This window comes from Bdellovibrio sp. NC01 (genome assembly GCF_006874625.1).
Classification (GTDB): Bacteria; Bdellovibrionota; Bdellovibrionia; order Bdellovibrionales; family Bdellovibrionaceae; genus Bdellovibrio.
Window position 1 is genome coordinate 3,728,495 of sequence record NZ_CP030034.1, and the last position, 24,348, is coordinate 3,752,842.

Below are 24,348 nucleotides of genomic sequence, written 5' to 3' on the forward strand. Positions count from 1 at the left end.
TCAGTCAAGGAGAATAACCATGAACACGAATGGCATCCCAGAAATAGCCCCTCAGGAACTCGCCGCCATAATGGACAAAGTAACGCTTATAGATGTGCGCCAACCAGAAGAATTCGTCGGCGAATTATCACATATTCCCAAAGCTCAACTAGTCCCATTAGGACAGGCGTTGGATACATATCTAACAAATCACAAAAACAAAGATGAACAGATTGTCTTCGTTTGTCGTAGCGGAGCCCGCTCGGGAAGAGCAACTACGCAGAGTATGGAATTGGGCTTCACCAACACGATCAATCTTCAAGGCGGCATGATCTTGTGGAACAACCTGAATTTGCCTGTCGCGGGAGGAAAATAATGGACCCGTCTTTAGTTCTTTATCCTTTACTAGGAGGCGCAATCATAGGTGTCGCCGTCACGTTGATGCTGCTGTTTAACGGACGAGTTACTGGCATTAGCGGAATAGTTTCTTCTGCGATATCAACCAGAAGCTCGGATAACATGTGGCGATGGGCATTTCTTATCGGTCTTACTATTGGTGGCGTCATCATTCACCTTCTTCATCCTGATCTGCTAACAAATTTATCAAACCGCAATTTCTTGCAGATCATTATCGCCGGGGTTCTTGTGGGCTATGGAACCGTCATGGGCAGTGGTTGCACCAGTGGCCATGGAGTCTGCGGAATCAGCCGTTTCTCGATAAGATCTTTAATTGCTACTGCTACCTTTATACTATTCGGATTTCTTGCGGTCACAGCTTTGCGATTTTTAAATGGAGGCGCGCTATGAAAAATACCCAACAAAGTTTCGTCGCATTTATAGTGGGCCTACTCTTCGCTTTTGGGCTAGCACTTTCAGGAATGACTCAACCTCAAAAGGTCATCGGCTTTCTTGATCCGTGGAACTGGAATCCATCTTTGCTATTTGTGATGATTGGTGCAATCGGCGTTCACGTCATTAGTTATCCGATCGTTAAGAAACGAGCGTCACCACTTTTAGATACAAAATGGCACGTGCCAACACGAAAAGACATTACCGCACGATTGCTGCTCGGTTCGTTATTATTCGGAATTGGTTGGGGGTTGGGCGGCTATTGCCCCGGACCAGGCATTACTTCTATAGCAAGCGGTGATATGCGCGCAGTCTTTTTTGTCGGCGCCATGCTTGTTGGTATGTTGCTATTCAAAAAAACTGAACCTCTCTTAAAGCTCAAGGAGTAACAAACATGGCAACTTTCGGATTGATCGCAAGTTTTCTGATGGGAATCATTCTGGGCTTAATGGGGGGCGGCGGATCGATATTAACTGTTCCCATTTTGGTTTATCTTTTTAATATCACTCCGACAATCGCAACCGGATATTCGCTTTTCGTTGTCGGAATTACAGCGCTAGTTGGCAGTTTTATGTATATTCGAAAAGGAGATTTCGATTTTAAGGTCGGAATGGCCTTTGCGATACCCAGTGTGATTGGTGTTAATCTATCGCGTGGTTTAGTTATCCCCTTTATTCCTGACACGATATTTAGTTTCGGATTTCTTGAATTAACCAAAGAGATCCTTGTGATGATCGTGTTCGCAGTCCTTATGATCGCGGCATCTTACTCGATGATTAAAAGAAGAAAAGCCAACCCACCTTCTTCGAAAAACGAGCATTGGCGCATCATTCTTGTCGCAACTCAAGGTTTCGTTGTCGGATTGATTGCAGGTTTCGTCGGGGCTGGTGGAGGTTTTCTGATTATACCTGCCCTTGTTCTGCTGGCCGGTCTAACAATGAGAGTTGCCATTGGAACTTCGTTAACAATTATCGCCCTGCAATCTCTAATCGGCTTCGGTGGAGATATTTTACGGGGGAGCATTGTTGATTGGAAGCTCCTAGGTTTGATTGCTGGCACCGCGATGATCGGAATCGTTGCCGGCTCGCGTATCGCCCATAAAATAAATGAACAAAAGCTGAAAGTTTCATTCGGATGGTTCGTCTTAATTATTGGAGCAACCATCTTGCTTGAACAACTTCGTCACATTTCGATGTAGATAACAGGAGATTTTTATGATTCAAATCAAAGAATTTTTCGATAAAAATACATGGACCCTTACTTACGTCGTATGGGATGAAAACACCAAAGACGCCATCGTCATTGATCCGGTTATGGATTATGATTCCGCAGCTTCTAAAATCAGTGATGTTTCAGCTCAAGCTGTTATCGAATTTGTGCGCGCCCACGAATTACGTCTGCACTTCATTCTTGAAACTCACGCTCATGCCGATCATCTTAGTGGCTCTCAGATAATTAAAAGAGCCTTCCCAGAAGCGCAGATCGCAATTGGCGAAAAGATCACAAAGGTTCAGGAAATCTTTAAAGGCGTCTTTGGCTTGCCGGAAGAGTTTAAAACTGACGGCTCGCAGTTTGATCGCCTTATTAAAGATGGGGAAGAATTTTTAGCGGGCTCTATTAAAATCAAAACCTTTTTTACTCCAGGCCATACACCGGCTTGCGCTTCCTACTACATTGATGGAAATGTTTTCGTTGGTGATGCTTTATTTATGCCCGATTACGGCACGGGTCGCTGTGATTTTCCCGCTGGCAGTGCGACAGATTTGTATCGCTCCGTTCACGGAAGAATCTATGAGCTACCAGAGGACACGAAGGTGTACACAGGACACGATTACCTTCCCAACGGTCGCGCGCTAAAATTTATGTCGACCATCGCTGAAGAGAAAAAGGAAAACATTCAACTTAAAGGAACTACGGCACTCGAGGACTTCGTTAAGCTAAGAAACGAAAGAGATCGCACCCTCGCAGCACCAAAGCTTTTGTTGCCTTCAGTGCAGGTGAACATCGATGCCGGAAATCTTCCGCCCGCTGATCAAAACGGCAAGCGCTACCTGCGTATTCCCATCAGTTAAAAGGTGGAGGGAAACTTGCCCTCCCTCCCCTATTGACAGTTTCATCTTTTTACCGGGAAATCTAAGTATGAATTCAGCAAAAGATTTTCCAGAAAAATATGCTCGTGCCGTTAGAAATTCCAATGTCGAAGAATTCGCAAGTCTCTATGACGACGATGTTCGCATTTTTGATATGTGGGACGAGTGGAGCATGCGGGGACGTGATTCTGTTATTGTGATGGCCAAAGAATGGTTTGGCTCCCTTGGCGATGAACACGTCGTAGTTACTTTTTCTGATATCGAGATTACGGAAAATGCCGAACTAGCAATTCTTACTTGTTTTGTTCGTTTTGCAGGACATGCGGCGGATGGAACACGGCTGCGTTTTTTAGATGAACGCATGACTGTGAATTTTCGCAAGAATAATTCTGGCGAATGGAAAGTCATTCATCAGCATACGTCTGTACCGATCGAATCGAACGGGATGAAGCCAATTCACAAACGACTTTAATTTGAACTGTATCTTAACCTGACAATTTCAAATCTCTTGAGCGTGCGACAGTTTTTTATGAACCTCTTGGAATGAACAACTTGCGCGCCCTAGCAGCATTGTGTTTTTTGTTTCTCTTCGTGTGTGAAGCGAAAGCCTATCCCGATTTCATCGCGTATGGATACAGCTCGTGTCTAACTTGTCATTACAATGGCAATGGTGGCGGGCCTCTTAACGATTACGGCCGCGCCTTATGGTCTGCGGAAATTGCTTCTCGCGCATTTTATCCTAAATCCATGACTGATGAACAAATCGCAGCGCAATCAGGATTCTTTGGCTCTTTACAAACTCCGTTGTGGTTGCGTCCACATATCAAATACCGTGGGTTAAATGACTGGGTTAACCCCGGCGGCTCTAACGCCGAATCTACATGGCTGCAAATGCAAGCCGAAGCCGGCCTTACCGTGCAAGTTGATGAAGAGGGAAAATATTTGGCGACTGCCACATGGGGACACGTTGTTGATCCCGCAAAATATGGTCAAGGCACTGAAGGTCTCGATCGTTTCATGGCAACAGAATACTACATCCGAGTCGAAGCCGTGAAAACATGGTGGCTTTACGTTGGAATGATGGAAAAGGTGTTTGGTATCCGCAATATCAATCATACCTCTTACCAGCGGACGTATCAGGGCTTCAACGTTCAGAATGATACTTCCGATGGCAATGCTTACTCTCAAGGAATCATTCTGCAAAAGATCGAAGACAAGTGGGACGCTTCATTGAATTACTTTTTCGGCAACCCTTACGATCAATCCACTTTTAAACAAAAAGGAATTTCATTATCAGGAGAATTCGAGATCGCAGAAAAGAAGCGTCTTGGTGCTTCCTTTATGACAGAAAAAAGCGACGTGCTGGAAAAAAACCTACTCGCGATTTTTTATCGACAAGGATTATCGAAAGGATCTTCCTTAATGCTTGAAGGTGGGCTTATCAAAGACAAACCCGACGGTGGTGATGATGCGGTTGGAAGTTACGAAATGTTGCAAACTCTGGTCGAGCTAACGCGTGGATACAACATCGAAGCCTCCGTAGAACACTACAACAAAGAGTTTAAATCGACTTCACCAGATAATTGGAAATGGATGGTGGGACTTCTTGCATTCCCGTTGCCGCGATTGGAACTGCGTTTTGATCTTGTGAATGAAAGACAGCTTTCAAGTCAATCCAGCCAAGACGATACTTGGCAAATTCAAGGACAAGTGCATGTGTCTTTATAAATTCATTCTATTCTTTGTGATCAATGTCTTTGTCATGACGGCGCATGCGCAAGAGCAAGTTGTACACCGCCGACCCGCACAAGCCTTAATGGCAAATCATTTTCGCGTGGAAGTTTCTTATATCAGCTGGAAAGAGTTTGCTGATGTGGAACCAGCCGCTACCCAACCTAAAACCTATAGCGATTTTATCGGCAACGCTTTGACTGGTGAATACGAACACTACTTTCTTCCACGCTGGGGCGCTGTCGCTGAAGGAAGTTTAATGTTTGGACAAGCAAACCTGGGCGCGATTCCAAATTATCAAGCTGGAAACGTGCGCTGGTGGGGAATTCGCGCCTCTTACCGCGGGGTTTATCGCTTTTCCACACAAGTCGCTTCATCAGCCGGAGTACTTGTCTTAAATCGCCAAATCGACTATCCATCGCAAACTGGTGTCACCGACGTAAAGTCGGGAGCGCAAGTGAACTATGGCCTTATTGCGGATCTAACTTATCAGCTCACACCAAGTTGGTTGATTCGCCAAGAAATCGGAGGACTTTTTGTGAAAGCCTCCACACTATGGTCAATTGGATTAGGGTATCGATTTTAATTTTGCTTAACCGGAACTGTCACTAGCAAGTTTACTTCGTCAGAAACACCTACACCCATGTACTTAATGCCATCAATTTTATAATCCGAAAGTTTCAAAGGAAACTGTGCCACTAAATTAGATCCTTCAAGTTTATAACTGCCTTGAATTTTGTGATCAATCCCGCGAATGCGTAAAACACCTTCGCCCTTGCCGTCTTTTCCTGTCGCGGAAACCAAAACAGCGTCAGGATATTTTTCTACATCCAAGTGTTTTTTTGTGTGTTCATCACGCAGTGATACGCCCGTTTGGATACCTTTTAGATTCACCACAATATTGTGCGCTTCGAAGTGATCTGCTTTCTTTTCAGCAAAACCTTTTACATCTGATGTTTTTACTTTGAATGAACCCGCTGGGCGTAAACTGACATCCACAACCGCCATTTGCGCAAAACTCAATGACGAAAATAGTAACGAAGCAGTGACTAAAATAATTTTCATAGAACAATCCTTTGCTCTTTCAGAGCGATTCTTCGTCAATGCTACTCTTGAGACGAGATGAATTTCTACTCGCATTAAAAATATGAGAGAACTCATCTTCACTTTGAAAACCTCAACCTTTTGCTAAGTTCATAGACGCAGTTGATGGCTTCAACAATTTGTCGAAGTCTAGATTGCGTTAATTCTCTCGGAGATAGCATGTTCCTTGCTATACTTCCTTTCAATATCAGTCACCGATAGCGGAAAGATTTTTATGAATTTGAAATATCTATTTACGCTGACAAGCTGTCTTGTAATGACTGCAGCTTGTTCGCAAGGTCCTTTAAGCTCGAACTGGCAAAGCAGTTCTTCCACTCAATCTAATAGCTCGCAAAGTTTGACGAATCCTTACACTGACCAGGCTTTGACGATTCTGCAAACGAACTGTTCATCTTGTCACGGTACCACTGGTGGTTCCGGCAATGTCTATGGTCTAAGCGATATTTCCCATATGGTTTCAGCGGGCTTGATCGTTCCAGGTAATCCCAATCAATCGCTACTGTACAACGAGATTGTCAGTAATTCGATGCCTCCGGGAAACCCGCTTAGCACGACCGATCGGCAAGTTATTCAAGAATGGATTGCGGGTGTGAATAGCGGCGGGGACAATAATAACAGTGGCGTGACTCCGACTCCGACGCCAACACCGTCTCCGTCTCCGTCTCCTTCTCCCACTCCACTACCAACACCAACGCCAAGTCCTACACCTGCGCCTACGCCGACTCCTACAAATCCAAACGCAACCTACTCGTATATCAGTAAAAATATTTTGCAAGTAAGCTGTACGGGTTGTCACAGTAGCCTTAAGACTTACAGTGGCACTATGAAATATGTTTCGGCTAAAAACCCTGGGGCAAGCACCTTATATACAGAGGTGAATTCCGGCGCCATGCCACGAGGTTCAAGCAAACTTAGCAGTGCTTCGATCAAGGCAATTAAAGACTGGATTACAGCTGGCGCTGCAAATAACTAAGATCTTGGGCTGCGCTTAGCCCAAATATTCCGGAAACAACGGAAGGCCTCTGCGCAAGCGCTCTTTGGCCTTTTCACTAATTTTGTGATTGTCGTTTTTAATAAGACCCATCAAGCGTGGAATAAGTCGTGCTTCCGATTTTGGATCGTATTTTTCACTCCACACCATCATCTCAAATAAGATTGGAATAAGATCTAAACCCTTCTCGGTCAGCATGTATTGGCTGCGACGGGCATCTGCAGGATCGACGATCTTTTGCAGAACGTGCTCTGCTTCTAAGTGCTCTAGACGAGTCGCCAGGATATTGGTTGCAAATCCCTCTTCGGATTTCAGAAATTCGCCGTAGGTGCTTTTCCCGCGAAAAACGATGTCTCGTAACACCAATAATGTCCACTTGTCCCCAAAAGCTTCCAAAACGAAATTAATGGGACAGTGGGAGCGCAATTTTTTCCTACTCATTGATACATTTTAGCAATTCACTTGCATTTTGCAAGTGAATATCGAATCCTGGTTCAAACGTGAGGTTTCAATGGCAAAGATGCTGGTGATCTACAAGACTCCAAAGGATATCGAGGCTTTCGAAAAGCACTACTGGGACATTCACATTCCCTTAGCTAAAAACCTTCCCGGACTGAGACGCTATGAAGTCAGCCGTGGCCCCATCGCCGTTGTCTCTGGCGATAAAAATACTTATCTGATTGCGACTCTTTACTTTGATTCTATGTCAGCACTCAAAGAAGCTTTTGCTTCCGAATGCGGTCAAGCCTGCGCCAAAGATCGCAGAATCCTTGCGCCGAATGACGAAGACGTACAAATGTTTCTTATTGGTGAAAGCGTTGATGCTTAGACTTTTTTAACCGACAGTTCTTAAATTTACTTCTACCTAACCAGAAAGAGATCTTATGAAAAATATTTTTTGCGCTTTTCTAATTCTTGCTTCTGTTTCATCTGCTTACGCCGCTGACGCTATTGATACGGCGCTTGCCAGCCCTACTCGTCCTGCCGAAGATAAAAAGGTTGATGAGAATCGTCATCCCCGCGAGCTTCTGCAGTTTGCACAAATTAAATCAGGTGACACGGTTGTGGATTTTATTCCGGGCAAAGGATACTTCACTCGTTTATTCACTTCGCTTGTGGGTCCCAAAGGTCATGTCATTGCTTACGTACCAAAAGAGTTAGAAAGTTCTCCTTACAAAATCGTTGAAGGCGCTCAAGGCGCTGTCGCTGGAGCAAAAAATGCCGAAGTGAAGGTGACTCCGATCCTGGAAGCGCCAGCTACAAACGTCGACGTTATTTGGACTTCGCAGAACTATCACGATTTACATGTTAAAAGCCTTTTCCCGAAACTCGATGTCATTGCTGCAAACAAAGTTCTTTTCAAAATGTTGAAACCTGGTGGGCACTTGATCATCGTTGATCACGTGGCCCCTGCTGGTACTGACGATGCAGGAGTTGAAAAGTTGCACCGTATTGATCCCGCAGTCGTGCGTAAAGAAGTTGAAGCAGTAGGATTCGTTTTCGACGGCGAATCGAAAACTTTAGAAAGAAAAGAAGATCATAAACTCAATGTCTTCGATCCCGCTATTCGTGGCAAAACGGATCAGTTCGCGTATCGTTTCGTGAAGCCTAAGAAATAGATTTTGTTATTCAAAGAATTACCGGCACTTCCTGACATAAAAAGAAAAGAGGAACCATGAGTTCATTGGAAACAAATAAGGATCAAGATTATAGGACCTCGATCGTCGTTAACAAAACTCCGGCAGAAGTTTATGAAGCGATCAAAAATGTTAAAGGCTGGTGGATTGGCACTGTTCAAGGTGATGCGAACGAAGTAGGTTCAGAGTTCAACTATCGTTATAAGCACTATCACAACACCACTCAAAAAGTGACGGAGCTTACTCCGAACAAAAGAATTGTTTGGCGTGTTACGGAAGCTGATATCGAAAGTCCTATTCGTGACGAATGGAAAGGGACTCATATTATTTTTGAGATTCTTCCTAAGGGCACCGAAACCGAAGTGAAGTTCACACATCAGGGGCTAACGCCAAAGTTTGTCTGCTATAAAGATTGTTCGGGTGGCTGGGATTTCTTTATCTCAAAGAGCTTAAAGAACTTCATCGACAATGGACAAGGCATTGATCCTGGTTTCTAAATACAATGCACCGTTTGCGCAATGGGCGTCGTGACTGGACAGAACACATGCTTTTCGAGTATGATGTTCCCATGACGACGTCCAAAGCAGTTCGCTTAACAGACAAACAGTTCGAACAAATCGGCAAAGCCCTTGCCGAGCCTCGTCGTTATATGATCTTAAAACAAATCGGCTCTTGTAAGAATGACGGCACAATGTCGTGCAGTGCTTTACAAGAAGAGCACGATATTAGCGCCGCGACTCTTTCCCATCATATTAAAGAGCTTGAAACCGCAGGTCTGGTCGAGATCACACGCGAAGGTAAGTTCATGCGCATGTCTATTCAGCGTGACGTTTTACATGCTTATCTTGATAAGCTTTCAAAGATTTAGGCCGATTCTTAGCACCCTGAAATTCATAAAGCCTGTAAACAGCTAAAAAATTTTAGCCTGTATCTATTCGTTTCCCTTAGGGATTTTCATGACACTTCGATAATTATCTAACTGTCGAATTGACAAAGATTTTTTCATTTCGATACTTATCTAAGTGTCGAACAATAAAACCCCGGGATATTCCGGGCTTTCAATGGAGTTCTAAGGTGAAAAAATTAAATGGGAAAGTGGCGATCGTAACGGGAGCCTCTAAAGGTATTGGCGCTGCTATCGCAAAAGAATATGCAGCAAATGGTGCTTCTGTGGTCGTGAACTATGCTTCAAGCAAAGAAGACGCTGACCGTGTCGTTAAAGAGATTATTGCTAACGACGGTAAAGCCATCGCCGTTCAAGGTAGCGTTGCAAACGCAGGTGACGTTAAAAGAATTTTTGAACAAGCAAAACAAGCTTTCGGCAAACTTGATATCTTAGTTAACAATGCGGGCATTTATAAGTTCGGCACTATCGAAGAAGTCACTGAGGAAGAATTCCATCGCCAGTTCAATACCAACGTTTTAGGCATTCTGCTTTCTACTCGTGAAGCTGTGAAATACTTCTCGAAAGAAGGTGGCAGCATTATCAACGTTAGCTCTGTCGTCAGCACAAGTCCTTTGCCAGGAACTGCAATCTATGCTGCGACAAAAGGTGCCGTTGATACGATGACAATCGGTTTGGCTCGCGAACTTGCTGGTCGCAACATCCGTGTGAATAACATTGCTCCGGGTGGTGTAGAAACTGAAGGCTCTATCACTTTGGGTATGATCGGTAGTGATATGGAAAAACAAATCGTTGCGCAAACTCCATTGGGCCGTATCGGTCAACCGAACGACATCGCTAAAATCGCATTGTTCTTAGCTTCTGATGATTCAGGCTGGGTGACAGGCGAACGCATTCAAGGCTCTGGCGGTCTTCGCTAAGTCTTCGTCAATTTTTCCGAGAGGAGGTTCAAGTGGAACATTTAAGTAGCGATAACATGATGGTCTTTTTGCTCGCTGGGTTTTCCGGTTTGAACCTCTTTAAGGGTGCTATGACTTATATGCGCAGACGATTTTCTATGCTTTTAACGCAGGCAAAATAATCTGGTCCAAAATTTTTCCATAATACACTTTCGTGAACATCGTTCTTTGGAAATTTGTTTTGTATGCAGTCATTGCTTCAATGATCTCGCAGGCAAGATCGATGTTCGCGTTTTTTGAAAGCTCTCCGCGTGCGATCGCCCTTTGCATCAGTGTGCGATTCGCATTCGTCCATGGAGAGAAAATTCCCGCCATCGCCTCATCCGCATTCTTTTGATGTTCTGAAAAGAAAGAACCTAAGCCTGAAAGGACACGGATTTTTCTGTGACCATGTTCAGACGAATAAGGTTTTACGATCGCCAACAGATCCTCTTTCAAATTTCCAGAATCCGGTAAGTGTTCAATGTCGACTGAACCTTTACTCATGAAGATTAAAGCATCACGTACAAGTTCAGGCTTTGACGGCCAACGACGATAGAGTGTCGCTTTGCCCGATTTCGCGCGCGCTGCAACCATATCCATCGTCATGCTGTCGAAACCTTTCTCTGCCAAGATATCGAGCGTGGATTCTAAGATTGTCTCATCCAGCTTGGGATCGCGTTTGCGACCCAACACTGCTGCCTTTTTTGCAGACTTTTTAGCAGATATCTTCTTTTTTGACTTCTCTATCTTCTTGTTATCACTCATAGAATCACCATATTCGATACTAATTAGTTCCGGAACTTGAAAGTCTCGTAATTATGTGTTTTAATCTAAATGTGTTCGGCATTTAAATTCTACAAGGAGTATAGCACATGAAAACAGTATTAATCACGGGTTGCTCATCTGGTTTCGGGCTGGAAACAGCAAAATATTTCCTCGAACGCGGTTGGAAGGTCATTGCGACAATGCGCACACCGCGCGAAGACGTCCTTCCCCGCTCTGAAAATCTGCGTATTCTTGCTCTTGATGTCAGCAAAGAAGACAGCATTCGTAAAGCTATTGCTGAAGCAGGCCCCATTGATGCGTTAGTTAACAATGCGGGTATCGGCATGTTGAGTCCGCTAGAAGGAACTTCTTTGGAGTCGATCCGTGAAGTATTCGACACAAACACCATCGGCACCATTGCGATGACTCAAGCAGTTCTTCCACAATTTCGCGAACGCAAAAGCGGTGTGATCGTGAACGTCACGTCAACTGTGACAGTGAAATCATTGCCACTGCTTGCGGTTTATACGGCAAGTAAAGCTGCGATCAATGCCTTTACTGAATCAGTCGCTCTGGAACTGGCTCCGTTTAATGTACGCGCGCGTTTGGTATTGCCAGGCCTTGCCCCACAAACAAGTTTTGCAGCAAATGCGAAAGAGCGTATGGGCACTGGGCCCGCGGCCTACAATGATTTAGTTCAACAAGTGATGGCGGGTTTCGCTAATATCACGGGGCCGATTACTCACGCTAACGACGTCGCAGAACAAATCTGGAAAGTCGTAACAGAGCCGTCAGCTCCGATGCGCAATCCAGCAGGTGAAGACGCTGTGATGTGGGCGAAAGAGACAAAGTTTATTTAAGAACGCTTTGTCTTTGATATTGCCCCGGACGACATTTAATCACGCGCTTGAAAGCAACGCTGAAAGCGCTTTCCGATTCATAACCGATAGCTTCCGCAACGGAAGAGACATTTTGTCCTTCCGTGCGAAGTAGGTCACAAGCAATCTGCATTCGCCAGTTCGTCAGATAATCCAACGGCGAAATTCCAACTTTCTTTTTAAACGCTAATGCAAAACCGGAACGTGAAAGACCGGCTACTTCTGCTAAACTTTCTAACGACCATGGTTCTTGATATTGCGAATGCATTTTATCAAAAACTTTTGAAAGCTGCGGATCAGAAATCGCAAAGAGCCAGTTTTGTTGTTTCTTGTTTGAAGTCTCTAGGTAAATGCGCAGAATTTGCAACAGCATGATCGGTGTTAAGTGATTCAGGATCAGTCCTCGTCCTGGATTTTTTCCGAAGAACTCTGCTTTAAATCTTTCTACACTCCAACGTAAAACAGCCGCTTGATCTGAATTGCCATCGACGTGAATCCACGTTGGTAAGCCTTCGAATAACACTTTTGGCAAATGTCCTTCGAATTCAAAGTGAGTTCCTATCGACAGCATCTCTCCACCACCATTGATGGTCATCACGCCGCCTGTTTTTGTCTTATGCAGATCCTCCATGCGAATTCTTTTTTTCGCATCAAGGTCGGAGCCGATAATCAGCGGCTTCTTTCCAGTCAACAAAACACAATCACCCGCTTTGACATGGATAGCTTTTGATTTTCCATCCCCAACGAAATAGCGATCGCCTTTCAAAACGACTTGTAATTTGAAACCTCCAAACGTGGAGTTTTCAACCACCCACTTTCCCGCAGTATCCAGAATTCCTGCAGCAGAAGATTTAAGGCGCATTTTCATTAAAACATCAGAGAGTGTGTCAGATTCCATGCACTAGACTATATCGCATAAAATATGGATTTGATAGCATAGAAAGGCTAGTTCCGACTTGATACACTGGACTTAATCGCAGGTCCGATATCTGCATTCAGACACAGGAGATATCTATGAAAGTATTCGTCACTGGCGCAACCGGCTTCATCGGTTCACGCGTTACTAAAGAGCTCATTCAAGGCGGACATCAAGTCATTGGCCTGACTCGTTCTGATGAAGGAGCCAAAACATTAACGTCTCTTGGTGCGACACCATTTCGCGGGACTCTGGATAATCCTGAAAGCCTTCGTGCTGGAGCTGTGGAATCTGATGGTGTGATCCACTGTGCATTTGATCACGACTTTTCAAATTTCGCCGCGAACTGCGAAAAAGATAAAGCGAACATCAAAGTGTTAGCGGATGCTTTGAAAGGTTCAAATCGTCCTTTGGTCATTACTTCAGGAGTTGGCATCGGCAGCCAAGGTGGTGGCAAGCCCGCACTGGAAGATATTTTTGATGAACATCATCCGAACCCACGCATTGCTTCTGAATATGCAGCTCAAGCGGCGTTAGAGTTAGGTGTGAATGTTTCCGTCATGCGTTTACCGCAGGTTCACGATACTGTGAAACAAGGATTGGTCAGTCCCTTGGTTCAATTAGCGCGCGAGAAAAAAGTCTCTGCTTATATTGAGGGTGCTAATAATCGTTGGGCGGCGGCTCATGTTTTAGATGTGGCACACTTGTACAGACTTGCTTTTGAACGAGCAGAAAAAGGTGCGCGCTATAATGCCGTCGCAGAAGAAGGGGTTTCAGTAAAACAAATCGCAGAAACCATCGGTAAAGGTTTGAATATTCCGACAGTTGGTTTGTCGATGAAAGAAGCCGAAGCCCACTTTGGTTGGATGTTCATGTTTGCAGGCTTAGATCTGCCAGCTTCGAGTGAAAAGACCCGCAGAGTTTTGAATTGGAATCCTACGGGACCGGATTTGATAACTGATTTACGGAACATGGATTATTCGAAAGTTTAGTTTTCTGATTCAAGTGCGCAGGAATTACTTCTTGCGCACGAATTTCATTCTGCGGAAATAAAGCATGCGATTGTTCGCAGGCATTTCGTAATCGTTGATAAGTTCAAAATCATTCTTCGTCATTGCTGCGAAAACGTCTTCAAAATTTCTGATGCCACTTTGTGGATCGTTTTCTTTTAATGACTTATCGAATTCTTCATTACTTGGTGTTGTGAATTTGCCGTTGTAGTTAAATGGGCCATAGATCAAAACTTTATCGCCTTGTTCTAAACGTGCGCTGATCAACTTCATAAAGGTCTTACATTCCTTCCACGACATAATGTGGAACGTATTGATCGTAAGAATCACATTGAATGTGCGAATCGGAAAATCATCTTCACCGACTTTCAACTTAAACGGCGTCGCGATGTTCGGAACATTTGCTTGCTTAATACGCTCACGCAACATCGAAAGGTTTTCTGCAACCTCGGTCGGTTGCCATTCAATCTTTGGAAAAAATGGTGCAAGGTAAACTGCGTGCTGGCCCGTTCCCGAACCCACTTCAAGAAGACGATGATCGTCGGGGCGAAGAACTTTTTTAAGTACTTCAAGAATCGGTTCTTTATTGCGATCGGCAGCGGCAGAAAAAGGCAAATCCATTTACTATCCTAACAAGATGTTTTGCCGTTGATTGTATAGAATCAACCCAGAAAGCCAAGTCACAAAGTTCCTTTTGAATAGTTTTTCAACATGGGAATTTTGCATAAGCCAACGCTGTATCTTGGCTAAGAAAATTCAAATCCCTTGAGCGTGTTATCGAGATTTATGACGCTCAAAGGATGAGATTAATACGATTCGTGGCGTTCGCGCTTCTTTTCTTTATCTCTTCTCAGTTGTGGGCTTCTGCCGACTCCGTTGGCGATGATTCCGACTCGATTAGCGACGAGCAAGAGACTGAGTATTTAGATCTCAATGGTAATTTACAGTCTGGACAATGGCTCATCCCACATGTCACTTATCGAGGTCTTAACTTCTGGGAGTACTCAAGTGGTCCTGCTAACGATTCAAGTTTGCAACAGATGCAGGCCGAAGCCGGTTTCACTGCGCAAATCGACAAAGAAGGAAAGTATCTTGCAGCCGTTGCGTGGGAACAAGACGCTACGACGGAATATTATCTACGCCTCGAAGCGGATAAAACGTGGGCTCTATATGCAGGACTGATGAAAAAAGTTTTTGGCATTCGCAACATCGATCACACTTCTTATCAAAGCACCTACCAAGGATTTAATCTTGAAAATGACACTTCAGATGGCAGTGTTTTTTCAGAAGGTTTTATTCTGCAAAAAACGGAAGATAAGTGGGAAGCATCACTTAATTATTTTTTCGGCAATCCCTACGAAGCATCATCGCTTAAACAAAAAGGCCTATCCGTTTCTGGCGAATTTGAAATTGCAGAGAAAAAAAGATTAGGTGCCTCCATCATGACCGAGAAAAGCGACGTCCTTGAAAAAAACTTGCTCGCTGTCTTTTACCGTCAGGATTTATCAAAGGGCTCAACCGTTATGCTTGAAGGAGGACTCGTTAAAGATAAGACAGCAGATGATGGCGAAGTAACTGTCGGTAGTTACGAAATGCTTCAGACGTTGGTGGAACTCACGCGAGGCTATAGTGTTGAAGCCTCTTTGGAACATTATAATACAGAATTTGATTCCACTTCGCCTGATAATTGGAAATGGAGAGTAGGAGTTATCGCCTCTCCCCGTCCGAATTTAGTTCTGAAGTTTGATGTTGTGAATGAGCGGCAGATATCGAGTCTTACGACTCAAGAGGATGACTGGCAAGTTCAAGGGCAAGTGACTGTTGCCCTTTAAATGAAAACTGGCGCTTTAAAACTCTTTCTGATCAAGGAAGTCGACAAAGTTTTCACCACAAAGCTCTGGGTACTGAAACAAAAATCCATGTCCTGAATCAGGATAAAGAACCAATTGTGCCTTTGGTGCTATCTGAAACAAGTTATAGGAATTGATCGTCGGCATGCGAATATCATCTTTTCCGTTCGCAATCAGAATGGAATTTTTCACGGTGCTCATACGTTTATCAGGACTTGCAGTTTGAGTTCCCCAATCTTGTCGAGCGATCGCTTGCGCCTTCACAGCTTGCATTGAAACTGGTTTATCCAAATCAGATTTTCTGATTTTAATTCTTTCCAAGTACTGACGACCTAGCTTTTGACTAGAAGGAGTTTGAGCAAAAAACGCATAGAGAATATCATCATCGGTAAATTCTTTTTTCGTGCTGACCGATTTAGATTTTTCTGACAAATCATTGACGCCAACACCGCCCCTGGCGCTTGAGCCCGCAATGATGGCCTTTCTGATCAGATCATTGTGGCGAATGAGCAATTCTTGCGCAATGGCGCCACCAATCGAAAATCCTAAAAGATCGACCTTACTGAACCCAAGAGCTTTAATAATAAGAGCGGCGTCATCCGCCATTTCTGCAAATGATTCGGGCGCATTTCCACTAGACAGTCCTACACCACGATTATCAAACGCAATCACCTGGCGATTTTTAGCAAGAATATCTAGCAACGTCGGATCCCAACCATCCATATTACCGCGAGTGTGCATCAGTAAGAAGATCGGCGTCCCCGTTCCCGATGTTGAACCATACATGCGGTAGGCGATCTTCGAACCATTCACCTCGACATACTTGGTTTTAGCGTTCACGTAAGAGTCCGCCCACGACGTCATTGAGGTTAAAACCGTAACTACGACAATAAGCAAATTTTTGGTATTAAGAATGATTGATTTCATATATGATGTATATACATCATGAGAAGTAATAACAAAACGTTAAATTATAACTATGTCGTATACTGGTTTTTAGGCTTGCTCTGGGGCACTAATTTTCTCTTCATGAAAATGGCCGTTCAAGTCATTCAACCGGCGCAAGTTGCTTTGCTGCGAATTATCTTCGGTATGGTGCCGATCATTGCCTTTGGTTTAATTAATAAATCTCTAAAGCTCGAGCATCTTCGCCACTCTCGGCATTTTCTCGCTATGGGTCTTTTGGCAGTAGTCGTTCCTTACTTGGGATTTATTAAAGGAACACAACTTTTGGCATCAGGTGCCGCTGGTGCGATCAGCGGAATCATTCCCCTTATGACAGCACTGTTTGCGGCTCTATTTCTGCCAACTGATCGCATGAATTCTAAAAAGTTTATTGGACTGCTTTTAGGATTTATCGGCGTGGCATTCATTGCGCATCTGGATCGTTTGTTTAACTACTCTGCCTATGATGCCGCTTATGGTGCTGGATATATGCTTCTTGGTTCACTTGGATATGCAGCTGCGATGATTTATGCGCGGAAATTTATTACGCCGCTGAACTTAAGCTCGCTCGCGTTAGCTTGTTATCAAATCATAGCGGCCGCCATCGTACTTTCCCTAGTGGTGCCCATGCGTGGAGCCGAAATCATTCTTCAACACCCGCAAGCCTTTCTTGCGACAAGTGTTGGCTTAGGATTTTTAGGCACCGGACTTGCCTTTGTTTTATACTACCGAATTATTGAAAAACTTGGCGCAGTGACAGCCTCATCTGTTTTCTATATTCCGCCAGTGATGGCTCTTATCATTGGAGCCCTGATTGCAAATGAAGAGATCGGACCCGCACAATACGCCGGAGCACTTATGATTCTTGTTGGAGTGTCATTGACAAGAAATGGAGATACAAAATGAAGAACAAATCATCGCAAGAACTTGAACCGATTCAATGTGTCTGCACAAATATCAAAATGACTTCTCGAGCAGTGGGTCGTGCGTATGATGCCGCAGTTGAAGAAGCTGGTGTTAACGTTGTTCAGTACTCGATCTTGATTAATATTTCTCGCTATCAACCGATCGAACAAATGCGTCTAGCAGAACACTTGGATATGGAGCGCACCACTCTGTACCGAGCATTAGATGTCCTTGCAAGACGCAAGCTCGTGAAAATCAGCCCGGCCGACGGTCTTTCAAAAGTTGTCGAGCTGACAGAAAAAGGAAAAGAAGTCACAAAAGATGCCCAGAAAAAATGGAAGGGTCTGCATCAGGGTTTCATCGACAAGTTTGGGATGAAGCAGCTCGAACAGCTTAATGAACTTCTGCAGGATATTCGGAATCATTTTAAGGATGTTTAGGTTTTGAGGCTTTTGGCTTTAACTTTTAGGATTATTCCGGCGAATATCAGAAGACTTGAGATGATGAGTCTTTGGTGGATGGTTTCGCCAAGGAATAAGACTCCGCCGAATGCGGTGATTGCTGGGACGCTCAACTGTACGATCGCGGCTGTGCTTGTGATGAGATCTTTAAGAACATAATACCATAAGACGTAGCCGAAGCCGGAAGTAACTCCTCCTGAAAGAATCGCGAACATCCATCCATGTGGCGTTAGCTGTATTGGAAAAATAAGAGCTAAAATGCCGACCACTGGAACTGTCATCACGAAATTTCGTGCAGTCGCGTATATAGGGTTCGTATTTTTCTGTCCGATTAAAGAATAGAATCCCCATGAACATCCTGCTATTGCCATGAAGGCGGCCGCGTGAAGTGGTGGTGTGTGAATTCCCGGTAGCAGTAAATATATTAAACCTGCCATCGCAAGTAAAACTCCACACCACTGCAAGGGATTCATCTTTTGCTTCTTGAATAAAGAAGCCACGATCATTGTCAGCTGTACGCTGCCGAATAGAATCAGCGCGCCCGTACCTGCGCTGATCTGAACGTAGGATAAAGAAAAAAATAGCGCGTAAGAGAAAAGCATTATTGGCGCTGTGAATTTCAACAGTCGCGATTGTGAAGCTTCTGTTCTTCGGAACTTAATGAGGAAGAATAACAGAACAAGGGCACCGGAAAACAATCTAACCAACGTGAAGCTGACTGGATTGTTTTGGGGATCTTTTAAAGCGAGCCTGCAAAATATCGAGTTGGCGGCGAACGCCATCATCGTTAGTGCCGTTAGAATAAAAAGTTTTGGTGCTTTCATTTGTTGCGAGTTTATATCTTGCCTGATCGGGCGTCTTGCTTCGGTCTTGGGTTGGTGTTGAGTTACATTTACTGGAATGGGGCTCGAGGCGTCGTGCCTCTCGGGGCTTCGCCCTGCCTTCGGCACCCTCGAGGGCGCATCGTGCGCCGTCGATGAACCCCGTTCGCAGTAGCGAACACGTACGAGTTCACTTCTCTCGGCTTCGACAGATAAAAATAAAAAAACCAACCCCGCTGGGTTGGTTTTTTTATTTTTAAATGGTGGAGGCGGGGGGAATTGAACCCCCGTCCGCAAGTGATCCGCGATAAGGCGCTACATACTTAGTTTCTGTTTTAAGTTGATCTTACGACTTCCAGAAACAAAATTCGTAAGACCCCACCCCCAGCTTTATTTAAGCTTCGTCGCTGGAGATAACCAACGAAGCCGAGATCCCTAAATGACGATCAATCCAAGAGCGGAATCACCTCAAGGTTGATCGTGCGAGCTAATTAAGCTGCAAGTGCGTAATCGTTGCCAATTACAAAATGCACGTTTTTAACGAGGTCCTCATGCGCCCCGGTATGCTCCTTATGTTTCAGCACCCACGTCGAAGCCGGTACGCCCCCAATGTGAATTCAAAACGACTGACTAACTTAACTTTAAAAGCGTAAACCACAATCAAAAATTCAGCACGTCAAAGCGCAAAATTTAAGCATGTTATGTTACAACGCCCTAACAGTACGCTAACATAAGCAAGAGGCATTTCGCACCAAAAGGTCGAGATATCCACCATTTATGTGGGTCTTCCACAGAGTTATCCACATTGCGACCCAGAAAATGGGGCAAAAATGACACTAAAATTTAAGAATCTTAAATTAATATGAGAGGCTGTCGTGTTATCTGACAGCCTCTTTAATGAGCAAAATTAGCGGAAAAGATCAGCAGCAGACGCTGCCGTTGCGGCAAGAGAACTAACGTTTGAACCTTTGTTTGCAGCGGCTGGAGTTGCAGCAGTTGCAGGTGCAGTCGGAGCCGGAGTTTGAGCAACAGGCATTTGCACCTCTGCTTGGACTTCAGCTTGAGCGACCTGAGTTTCAACGATCTCATCAACTTTAATATCGATAGCTGGTTGAATTACCGGAGTCACTGCTACGCCGTCTGCTGCGTTTGTCACAGGGAACAATTGAATGTTCAACTGATACACACGCTCGCCTTTAGATTTCATACGCGCGATAGAGTTGTCTTTGTTGATCGACTTACGCATTTGGCGAAGCTTAAATTTGATTTCTTCAAATTCTGCTTTCGTCAAAGACATCGTCAATGTACCGAACTCGCGATCTGTCGGTTGATCTTGGTACAAAGACTCAAGACCCAAGTACATCAATTGCGATTGCAGTTTGCGCACAAGAGCCACTGGAATATCTTCCGGAGATTCAGTCAGGCTGCGTGCTTTCTTCAACTCCCCTGTCACTTCGTCACGACGAAGATCGCCAGAGTTCAGCAAAGACGCCAATGCATTTTCAATTTCATCTTCAGAAGCTTTGCCACGAAGAAGTTTCTTCAACGCTGTGTTGTCGAATGAAACACCTTCTTGATCAACCATCGCATAGATAATCCATGCAACCCAGTTCGGAACTTTTTCGAAGCTCTTACGGTCGATCTCGCCTGTTTTCAATTTCACGCCCACACGGTGTTCGCTTAATTTTTTCAGGTACATATTGCGATCAGCAGGATCTGTCGCTTGAGTGAATTGCACAAGAAGACGGAATTCTTCAGTTTGCTCTTTATTGAAACCAAGAGCCTTACCGAATTTGCCGATCATATCGTCAGAAAGATTTCTTTTTCCTTCGATGATCATTTTCAAATAGTTCGGAGATTTGATGTTCGCCGCTGCAGAGAAAACAGCGTAGTTATAAGCTCTCAACGAACCTTTTGAAGATTGACGTTTGAACTTATAGAAATCTGCCAAGAACTGGCGGTAGTTCATATAATCAGACAAAACTGGTGGAACCAGCGAAGTCATTGAATTCTCTTTGCCTTTGCCAAACTCTTGATGATTATTTTGCATAGAAATTCACTCCCTATTTACGCCTAAATATTCGACCTGATTTAAACGCCCAAAACAAGATAATTCCCGTAGCGCATGTCAGCTTTATTTTCGCAAGGCATAAAAAAAGGGCCTCTGTCTCCAGAAGCCCTTTCGGCAAAACCCCAGCAAGAGTTTTTAAGGATTAACGACGTAGTCTTAATGTCACCCCGCGGATGTCCATGTCACCGCGTGTGCTCAACACGATGCTTGCAGCACTTTGGCCGATGACAGCATCTTGCGGAACAACAGTGTATCTTTGAACGTAGTTACCGATTTGCAAAGACTGACCTTGACCGAAGCTGTTGATCAAGACGTCGATGAAGCCAACTTGGTACAAAGCCGCTGCTTCGATTTCGATCGCAGTGATTCTCATGCCACGGTATTGGTTCATGTTGATGTATGGAGAGATATCCAAACGATCGTTGCCCAACATTCTGCGTGCAACTGAAAGTGGAACTGTGATTTCACGACCCCAGCCACCGCCATTGCCTGGAGGGTAACCACCACCATTTGGCGCCATGATGTTGATCACAACTGAATCAAGATCTACACCACCAGAAACTTGCAATTGAATGTCACGAACTTGACCGATTTCAGCACGGTAGCGTGGAACCAAAGTCACTGCACCACGTGGGCTGTAAGCATTTGCATCACGTTGACCGTTGATGATCAAAGCCACTTCTGAACGAGGCGAACTGCCAGAAGCATACACAGTAATAGATTGAACGATGTAACCATTGTAACCACGATCCAAGTTTGCCAAACGCAAGATTGGCAATTGTTCATTCATGATACGACGACGAACTTGGATAGAACGAGTTTCTTGACCGTTGCTTGGTTGAGTTGGGTAACCAGGGCCATAACCGCCACCTGGGTAGCCACCACCTTGATATCCACCGTTATCACCAGGAGCTGGAATTGGTGGAGGAACCGGTTGTTGAGGTTGTTGTGGAGGCAAAGGTTGAATGCCGCCTTGTGGAGGAGGTGTCTGACCGCCACCGCCCGGTACGATATAAGCTTTCGCTGTCGCCATTCCCAAAACTGTCGATAGTGCGATTGCTAGAAAGATTTTATTTTTTAGAGCCATTCTGTCCCCCGATGGTTTAATAACGTTCCCGCTATCCCATAAAGCAATCAGCGTGCCTAACATTTTTTGGGCATTTAGGGTCACATTGCAACCGTTTCGGAGCTGTGAGGGCAAAAAAAAGAGCCCACAGCTTGGAGTCTGTGGGCTCTGGGTAAATTCAAATACTGGGAGGAACCAATAATAGAATTAAACTCTGTTGTTATTTCAAGTTGTCATCAGTCAGATCAACCAAAGGTTTGATCTTTCTCATGAATGTCACTGTGAAAGCATCTTGTGCGTAAGCTGAACGCTTTCTCATTTTCAAAGCAAGTTTCACTTGGCCCAAACCATTGTTTGCAACCATACGAGCATCGCCAATCCAATTTGCGTAATTCAATTGTGATCTATCAAGGCTGATAAGATCCAAAGAATCATCTTGGTCTTTAGCAATTCTAGAAAGAGTGATGTTCACACCCGTACCCGCTTCAGGAGCAAGCAACGGACCCGAGAAACCAAGAAGTTCGTTGTTGTAGCCTTTCAAAGTCAAAGCAACACCTGAACGACCATTGATCACTTCAAACGAACTCATACGAGCTTGTTTGATTTTGTTTTCAGAGTTCGCTTGCAAGATCGTGTTTCTGATGAATTCACGCATTTGCAAGTATTCTGGATTGTCAGAGTATTTACCTGGCAAAGAGAAATACAAATCAGCCGCAGAGTTTCTGAATACAACATTTACGATCGAGCTTGAACCTTGCGAACCCAATTTCAATCTTACGAATGTGTTCTCACACAAACCATCAAGATCTAAACATTTGATTGTACCTTCAAGAGAACGTTGGCCTGTTGTTCTTTCACCGTTACCTGCGCGAACAGATTTCAATGCAGAAGAATAGCCGCCTTCGCTCATTGAGCCAGCAACGTTATAAACTTTAACGTCACGGCCTTCTTGGATTTTCAAAGTGACGATCGCATCACCTGACAAACCATCAACAGTCAATTTTGCAGAAAGAACTGAAGCGGCCGCATCCAAGTTTGCTTGGCGAGTGAATTGATCAACGCGCTCGTTACGAGCTCTTAGGAAATTTAAAAGTTCATCTGTTGCCGAAGACGTATAAACCAAACCGTCAGCAGTCACGCCGCCCGTCATACGTTTCGTCAAATTATCACGACCCACTTGTGATGCATCGTTTGAACGATAATCAGGTGGAAGTGGATTTGTTCCCAATGACGGAGACGGTTTCGTATCTGTCACAGGAGGAGGAAGTGGAGCTGGTGTGCTTGGGGCACTTGGTACACCTGGCGCTGGAGGAGCAGGTGGTTTTTGACCAGAACCTGGATTTGGAAGATCAGAATAATCCGGCAAAGGAAGTGGTGGTTCTGTATTGTTTTTGCCGTTTGAGTTTTGATCAGGATTAGAAAGACCGCCGCCGATTTCGCCGCCAGTTTGAGTTTCACCTTTGTTATTTGTCTCTGTGCCCTGTTTAGCAGGTGGAGTAAAAACGTCCTTTTTGCTACCGCATGCGGTAAGACTCATTGACGCCATCAAAGCAGCCGTAATTAATGTATGCTTGTTCAGCATTGGTAACATGAAAACCTCCAAGATTGGTTCGACAGAGGCAAATAGCAAGCCTCGGGCCAGTTTTCGTCACCCCTCATCAGTGCTTGTATTGCAATACAAGTCCGTTCTACACTCCGGCTTGGAAGGATTTACATGCGTGTACAACAATTCGGCGAGCTTCTGCGTAGCCCTTCACTTCTAAAAAAGCATCTTTTAAAAGTCGGCGTCAGTGCCCTGATCATCGCGGCTTTGGCTGCGTATTTCTTTGATCAAAAGCTTTCGCAGTTCTTTGGCATTCCTGAAGTGCGTGATCAATGGCGTCCCATCGCCCGAGTCATCACGGATTTGGGTTTGTCTGACTATTATTTCGCAATTGCGATTTTAACGTGGGCTTTTTGTCGTTTTGTTGCGCCGAAAATTTCCGCGCTTCAAAAGTATTCTGCGAAGGTAGATTATTTCCGTCGTTGGGGATTGAATTTTCTGGTCGCACTTTTGGTTTCGGGCGCGATGACTCATATTATTAAATTTACGGTGGGAAGACAGCGTCCCCATAAGACTCCGGATTTTGATCCGTTCGTTTTTATTCCGTTTAATCCTCACTGGCACTGGCACTCGTTTTCTTCTGGGCATTCGCAAGTGATGTTTACTGCTGCAACGATGTTTAGTGTGGCGTTTCCGAAGATGCGTTGGCTGTGGATTCCAGTCGCGGTTATCGTGTGCGGTACACGCATCGTGGTCCACGATCACTTCTTAAGTGATACGATCTTCGGGGCCTTCGTTGGTTACGCGGGATCTTTGCTTGCGATGAAATGGATGCAAGCTAAGAGTAAGAACGGCTTGTATTAAAATAGATTTTCTTAAAGGACTCATCT

30 protein-coding genes and 1 other RNA gene are annotated in these 24,348 nt (G+C 44.5%); 20 read left to right on the forward strand and 11 right to left on the reverse strand.

The genetic code is table 11. The features are described from left to right. The first annotated feature begins 19 nt into the window (after positions 1 to 19). From DOE51_RS17870 to DOE51_RS17905, 8 genes are all read left to right on the forward strand, one after another. Positions 20 to 355, forward strand: coding sequence for a rhodanese-like domain-containing protein (locus DOE51_RS17870; RefSeq protein WP_142697884.1), 336 nt, complete (start codon positions 20 to 22; stop codon positions 353 to 355). After that, a complete protein-coding gene (locus DOE51_RS17875) occupies positions 355 to 786 on the forward strand; it encodes a YeeE/YedE family protein (RefSeq protein WP_142697885.1) in 432 nt (143 codons plus the stop codon). Before DOE51_RS17870 ends, DOE51_RS17875 begins: the two co-directional genes overlap by 1 nt. Continuing rightward, a complete protein-coding gene (locus tag DOE51_RS17880; RefSeq protein WP_142697886.1) occupies positions 783 to 1,217 on the forward strand; it encodes a YeeE/YedE family protein in 435 nt (144 codons plus the stop codon). Before DOE51_RS17875 ends, DOE51_RS17880 begins: the two co-directional genes overlap by 4 nt. Positions 1,218 to 1,222: 5 nt before the next feature. Continuing rightward, complete coding sequence (locus DOE51_RS17885; protein WP_142697887.1) at positions 1,223 to 2,026, forward strand: sulfite exporter TauE/SafE family protein; 804 nt, start codon at positions 1,223 to 1,225, stop codon at positions 2,024 to 2,026. A 16-nt stretch (positions 2,027 to 2,042) separates the two neighbouring features. Next, positions 2,043 to 2,900, forward strand: a complete 858-nt coding sequence (locus DOE51_RS17890) for an MBL fold metallo-hydrolase (RefSeq protein WP_142697888.1) — start codon at positions 2,043 to 2,045, stop codon at positions 2,898 to 2,900. 67 nt (positions 2,901 to 2,967) lie between these two features. Then, positions 2,968 to 3,390, forward strand: a complete 423-nt coding sequence (locus DOE51_RS17895; RefSeq protein ID WP_168196493.1) for a nuclear transport factor 2 family protein — start codon at positions 2,968 to 2,970, stop codon at positions 3,388 to 3,390. A gap of 71 nt (positions 3,391 to 3,461) precedes the next feature. Further along, on the forward strand, positions 3,462 to 4,646 hold the full coding sequence (locus DOE51_RS17900; RefSeq protein ID WP_142697890.1) for a hypothetical protein: 1,185 nt from the start codon (positions 3,462 to 3,464) through the stop codon (positions 4,644 to 4,646). Continuing rightward, positions 4,633 to 5,235, forward strand: a complete 603-nt coding sequence (locus DOE51_RS17905) for a porin family protein (RefSeq protein WP_142697891.1) — start codon at positions 4,633 to 4,635, stop codon at positions 5,233 to 5,235. The genes DOE51_RS17900 and DOE51_RS17905 overlap by 14 nt, the downstream gene beginning before the upstream one ends. Here the strand turns inward: DOE51_RS17905 and DOE51_RS17910 are convergent. Then, positions 5,232 to 5,714, reverse strand: a complete 483-nt coding sequence (locus DOE51_RS17910) for a YceI family protein (protein ID WP_142697892.1) — start codon at positions 5,712 to 5,714, stop codon at positions 5,232 to 5,234. The two genes, DOE51_RS17905 and DOE51_RS17910, sit on opposite strands and share 4 nt — an antisense overlap. A 253-nt stretch (positions 5,715 to 5,967) precedes the next feature. Between DOE51_RS17910 and DOE51_RS19255 the strand changes: the two genes are divergently transcribed. Then, positions 5,968 to 6,726, forward strand: coding sequence for a hypothetical protein (locus DOE51_RS19255; RefSeq protein ID WP_210415546.1), 759 nt, complete (start codon positions 5,968 to 5,970; stop codon positions 6,724 to 6,726). A gap of 15 nt (positions 6,727 to 6,741) precedes the next feature. Here the strand turns inward: DOE51_RS19255 and DOE51_RS17920 are convergent, their stop codons facing one another. Then, positions 6,742 to 7,185, reverse strand: coding sequence for a helix-turn-helix domain-containing protein (locus DOE51_RS17920; RefSeq protein WP_142697893.1), 444 nt, complete (start codon positions 7,183 to 7,185; stop codon positions 6,742 to 6,744). A gap of 70 nt (positions 7,186 to 7,255) precedes the next feature. Between DOE51_RS17920 and DOE51_RS17925 the strand changes: the two genes are divergently transcribed. The 5 genes from DOE51_RS17925 (at position 7,256) to DOE51_RS17945 (ending at position 10,205) form a co-directional block, all read left to right on the forward strand. Then, positions 7,256 to 7,573 (forward strand): EthD family reductase, encoded by a 318-nt coding sequence (locus DOE51_RS17925; RefSeq protein ID WP_142697894.1) that lies wholly within the window; start codon positions 7,256 to 7,258, stop codon positions 7,571 to 7,573. Between the two features lie 55 nt (positions 7,574 to 7,628). Further along, positions 7,629 to 8,363: a class I SAM-dependent methyltransferase gene (locus DOE51_RS17930; protein WP_142697895.1), complete on the forward strand. Its 735-nt coding sequence runs from the start codon at positions 7,629 to 7,631 to the stop codon at positions 8,361 to 8,363. Positions 8,364 to 8,419: 56 nt separating this feature from the next. Next, complete coding sequence (locus tag DOE51_RS17935; protein ID WP_142697896.1) at positions 8,420 to 8,878, forward strand: SRPBCC domain-containing protein; 459 nt, start codon at positions 8,420 to 8,422, stop codon at positions 8,876 to 8,878. 71 nt (positions 8,879 to 8,949) lie between these two features. Next, positions 8,950 to 9,249: a helix-turn-helix transcriptional regulator gene (locus DOE51_RS17940; RefSeq protein ID WP_142698350.1), complete on the forward strand. Its 300-nt coding sequence runs from the start codon at positions 8,950 to 8,952 to the stop codon at positions 9,247 to 9,249. 206 nt (positions 9,250 to 9,455) lie between these two features. Then, entirely contained in the window at positions 9,456 to 10,205 is a 750-nt protein-coding gene (locus DOE51_RS17945) for an SDR family NAD(P)-dependent oxidoreductase (RefSeq protein ID WP_142697897.1), read from the forward strand. Between the two features lie 135 nt (positions 10,206 to 10,340). On the opposite strand, the gene DOE51_RS17950 is transcribed toward DOE51_RS17945, so the two are convergent. Beyond that, positions 10,341 to 10,991, reverse strand: coding sequence for a TetR/AcrR family transcriptional regulator (locus DOE51_RS17950; RefSeq protein WP_142697898.1), 651 nt, complete (start codon positions 10,989 to 10,991; stop codon positions 10,341 to 10,343). Positions 10,992 to 11,098: 107 nt separating this feature from the next. Between DOE51_RS17950 and DOE51_RS17955 the strand changes: the two genes are divergently transcribed. Continuing rightward, positions 11,099 to 11,851, forward strand: a complete 753-nt coding sequence (locus DOE51_RS17955) for an SDR family oxidoreductase (RefSeq protein WP_142697899.1) — start codon at positions 11,099 to 11,101, stop codon at positions 11,849 to 11,851. On the opposite strand, the gene DOE51_RS17960 is transcribed toward DOE51_RS17955, so the two are convergent. Beyond that, positions 11,844 to 12,767 (reverse strand): AraC family transcriptional regulator, encoded by a 924-nt coding sequence (locus tag DOE51_RS17960; protein ID WP_142697900.1) that lies wholly within the window; start codon positions 12,765 to 12,767, stop codon positions 11,844 to 11,846. The genes DOE51_RS17955 and DOE51_RS17960 overlap by 8 nt on opposite strands. Positions 12,768 to 12,883: 116 nt before the next feature. Between DOE51_RS17960 and DOE51_RS17965 the strand changes: the two genes are divergently transcribed. Then, the gene (locus DOE51_RS17965; RefSeq protein WP_142697901.1) at positions 12,884 to 13,777 is read left to right on the forward strand and encodes an SDR family oxidoreductase; all 894 of its coding nucleotides are present in this window, start codon (positions 12,884 to 12,886) and stop codon (positions 13,775 to 13,777) included. 24 nt (positions 13,778 to 13,801) lie between these two features. On the opposite strand, the gene DOE51_RS17970 is transcribed toward DOE51_RS17965, so the two are convergent. Further along, complete coding sequence (locus DOE51_RS17970; RefSeq protein WP_142697902.1) at positions 13,802 to 14,416, reverse strand: DUF938 domain-containing protein; 615 nt, start codon at positions 14,414 to 14,416, stop codon at positions 13,802 to 13,804. 233 nt (positions 14,417 to 14,649) lie between these two features. Between DOE51_RS17970 and DOE51_RS17975 the strand changes: the two genes are divergently transcribed. Further along, complete coding sequence (locus tag DOE51_RS17975; protein ID WP_142697903.1) at positions 14,650 to 15,627, forward strand: hypothetical protein; 978 nt, start codon at positions 14,650 to 14,652, stop codon at positions 15,625 to 15,627. Between the two features lie 15 nt (positions 15,628 to 15,642). On the opposite strand, the gene DOE51_RS17980 is transcribed toward DOE51_RS17975, so the two are convergent. Continuing rightward, a complete protein-coding gene (locus DOE51_RS17980; protein ID WP_142697904.1) occupies positions 15,643 to 16,572 on the reverse strand; it encodes an alpha/beta fold hydrolase in 930 nt (309 codons plus the stop codon). A gap of 18 nt (positions 16,573 to 16,590) precedes the next feature. On the opposite strand from DOE51_RS17980, the gene DOE51_RS17985 reads away from it, so the two are divergent. Together DOE51_RS17985 and DOE51_RS17990 are read left to right on the forward strand one after the other, a co-directional pair. Continuing rightward, entirely contained in the window at positions 16,591 to 17,496 is a 906-nt protein-coding gene (locus tag DOE51_RS17985) for a DMT family transporter (protein ID WP_142697905.1), read from the forward strand. Continuing rightward, positions 17,493 to 17,936, forward strand: coding sequence for a MarR family winged helix-turn-helix transcriptional regulator (locus tag DOE51_RS17990; protein ID WP_142697906.1), 444 nt, complete (start codon positions 17,493 to 17,495; stop codon positions 17,934 to 17,936). The genes DOE51_RS17985 and DOE51_RS17990 overlap by 4 nt, the downstream gene beginning before the upstream one ends. On the opposite strand, the gene DOE51_RS17995 is transcribed toward DOE51_RS17990, so the two are convergent. The 5 genes from DOE51_RS17995 to DOE51_RS18015 all read right to left on the reverse strand — a co-directional run bounded on the left by DOE51_RS17995 (position 17,933) and on the right by DOE51_RS18015 (position 23,506). Then, on the reverse strand, positions 17,933 to 18,781 hold the full coding sequence (locus tag DOE51_RS17995) for a DMT family transporter (RefSeq protein ID WP_142697907.1): 849 nt from the start codon (positions 18,779 to 18,781) through the stop codon (positions 17,933 to 17,935). The genes DOE51_RS17990 and DOE51_RS17995 overlap by 4 nt on opposite strands. 258 nt (positions 18,782 to 19,039) lie before the next feature. Beyond that, positions 19,040 to 19,386: a transfer-messenger RNA gene (ssrA, locus tag DOE51_RS18000) on the reverse strand. Between the two features lie 299 nt (positions 19,387 to 19,685). Next, positions 19,686 to 20,828 carry a TIGR02147 family protein gene (locus tag DOE51_RS18005; protein ID WP_142697908.1) on the reverse strand — a complete coding sequence of 381 codons (1,143 nt, stop codon included), beginning with the start codon at positions 20,826 to 20,828 and terminating at the stop codon, positions 19,686 to 19,688. Positions 20,829 to 20,991: 163 nt separating this feature from the next. Further along, positions 20,992 to 21,936, reverse strand: a complete 945-nt coding sequence (locus DOE51_RS18010; RefSeq protein ID WP_142697909.1) for a hypothetical protein — start codon at positions 21,934 to 21,936, stop codon at positions 20,992 to 20,994. Positions 21,937 to 22,135: 199 nt separating this feature from the next. Next, a complete protein-coding gene (locus tag DOE51_RS18015; RefSeq protein ID WP_142697910.1) occupies positions 22,136 to 23,506 on the reverse strand; it encodes a hypothetical protein in 1,371 nt (456 codons plus the stop codon). A gap of 123 nt (positions 23,507 to 23,629) precedes the next feature. Between DOE51_RS18015 and DOE51_RS18020 the strand changes: the two genes are divergently transcribed. After that, positions 23,630 to 24,322 (forward strand): phosphatase PAP2 family protein, encoded by a 693-nt coding sequence (locus DOE51_RS18020; RefSeq protein ID WP_142697911.1) that lies wholly within the window; start codon positions 23,630 to 23,632, stop codon positions 24,320 to 24,322. Positions 24,323 to 24,348: the final 26 nt, after the last annotated feature.

Coding starts and splice junctions, on each gene's coding strand:
- DOE51_RS17980 (WP_142697904.1), bottom strand. CDS start 16,572: ATGAAATCAATCATTCTTAATACCAAAAATTTGCTTATTGTCGTAGTT.
- DOE51_RS17990 (WP_142697906.1), top strand. CDS start 17,493: ATGAAGAACAAATCATCGCAAGAACTTGAACCGATTCAATGTGTCTGC.
- DOE51_RS18010 (WP_142697909.1), bottom strand. CDS start 21,936: ATGGCTCTAAAAAATAAAATCTTTCTAGCAATCGCACTATCGACAGTT.
- DOE51_RS18005 (WP_142697908.1), bottom strand. CDS start 20,828: ATGCAAAATAATCATCAAGAGTTTGGCAAAGGCAAAGAGAATTCAATG.
- DOE51_RS17875 (WP_142697885.1), top strand. CDS start 355: ATGGACCCGTCTTTAGTTCTTTATCCTTTACTAGGAGGCGCAATCATA.
- DOE51_RS17970 (WP_142697902.1), bottom strand. CDS start 14,416: ATGGATTTGCCTTTTTCTGCCGCTGCCGATCGCAATAAAGAACCGATT.
- DOE51_RS17925 (WP_142697894.1), top strand. CDS start 7,256: ATGGCAAAGATGCTGGTGATCTACAAGACTCCAAAGGATATCGAGGCT.
- DOE51_RS17985 (WP_142697905.1), top strand. CDS start 16,591: ATGAGAAGTAATAACAAAACGTTAAATTATAACTATGTCGTATACTGG.
- DOE51_RS17965 (WP_142697901.1), top strand. CDS start 12,884: ATGAAAGTATTCGTCACTGGCGCAACCGGCTTCATCGGTTCACGCGTT.
- DOE51_RS17955 (WP_142697899.1), top strand. CDS start 11,099: ATGAAAACAGTATTAATCACGGGTTGCTCATCTGGTTTCGGGCTGGAA.
- DOE51_RS18015 (WP_142697910.1), bottom strand. CDS start 23,506: ATGTTACCAATGCTGAACAAGCATACATTAATTACGGCTGCTTTGATG.
- DOE51_RS17905 (WP_142697891.1), top strand. CDS start 4,633: ATGTGTCTTTATAAATTCATTCTATTCTTTGTGATCAATGTCTTTGTC.
- DOE51_RS17880 (WP_142697886.1), top strand. CDS start 783: ATGAAAAATACCCAACAAAGTTTCGTCGCATTTATAGTGGGCCTACTC.
- DOE51_RS17885 (WP_142697887.1), top strand. CDS start 1,223: ATGGCAACTTTCGGATTGATCGCAAGTTTTCTGATGGGAATCATTCTG.
- DOE51_RS17935 (WP_142697896.1), top strand. CDS start 8,420: ATGAGTTCATTGGAAACAAATAAGGATCAAGATTATAGGACCTCGATC.
- DOE51_RS17910 (WP_142697892.1), bottom strand. CDS start 5,714: ATGAAAATTATTTTAGTCACTGCTTCGTTACTATTTTCGTCATTGAGT.
- DOE51_RS17930 (WP_142697895.1), top strand. CDS start 7,629: ATGAAAAATATTTTTTGCGCTTTTCTAATTCTTGCTTCTGTTTCATCT.
- DOE51_RS17870 (WP_142697884.1), top strand. CDS start 20: ATGAACACGAATGGCATCCCAGAAATAGCCCCTCAGGAACTCGCCGCC.
- DOE51_RS17995 (WP_142697907.1), bottom strand. CDS start 18,781: ATGAAAGCACCAAAACTTTTTATTCTAACGGCACTAACGATGATGGCG.
- DOE51_RS19255 (WP_210415546.1), top strand. CDS start 5,968: ATGAATTTGAAATATCTATTTACGCTGACAAGCTGTCTTGTAATGACT.
- DOE51_RS17895 (WP_168196493.1), top strand. CDS start 2,968: ATGAATTCAGCAAAAGATTTTCCAGAAAAATATGCTCGTGCCGTTAGA.
- DOE51_RS17900 (WP_142697890.1), top strand. CDS start 3,462: ATGAACAACTTGCGCGCCCTAGCAGCATTGTGTTTTTTGTTTCTCTTC.
- DOE51_RS17890 (WP_142697888.1), top strand. CDS start 2,043: ATGATTCAAATCAAAGAATTTTTCGATAAAAATACATGGACCCTTACT.
- DOE51_RS18020 (WP_142697911.1), top strand. CDS start 23,630: ATGCGTGTACAACAATTCGGCGAGCTTCTGCGTAGCCCTTCACTTCTA.
- DOE51_RS17940 (WP_142698350.1), top strand. CDS start 8,950: ATGACGACGTCCAAAGCAGTTCGCTTAACAGACAAACAGTTCGAACAA.
- DOE51_RS17960 (WP_142697900.1), bottom strand. CDS start 12,767: ATGGAATCTGACACACTCTCTGATGTTTTAATGAAAATGCGCCTTAAA.
- DOE51_RS17950 (WP_142697898.1), bottom strand. CDS start 10,991: ATGAGTGATAACAAGAAGATAGAGAAGTCAAAAAAGAAGATATCTGCT.
- DOE51_RS17920 (WP_142697893.1), bottom strand. CDS start 7,185: ATGAGTAGGAAAAAATTGCGCTCCCACTGTCCCATTAATTTCGTTTTG.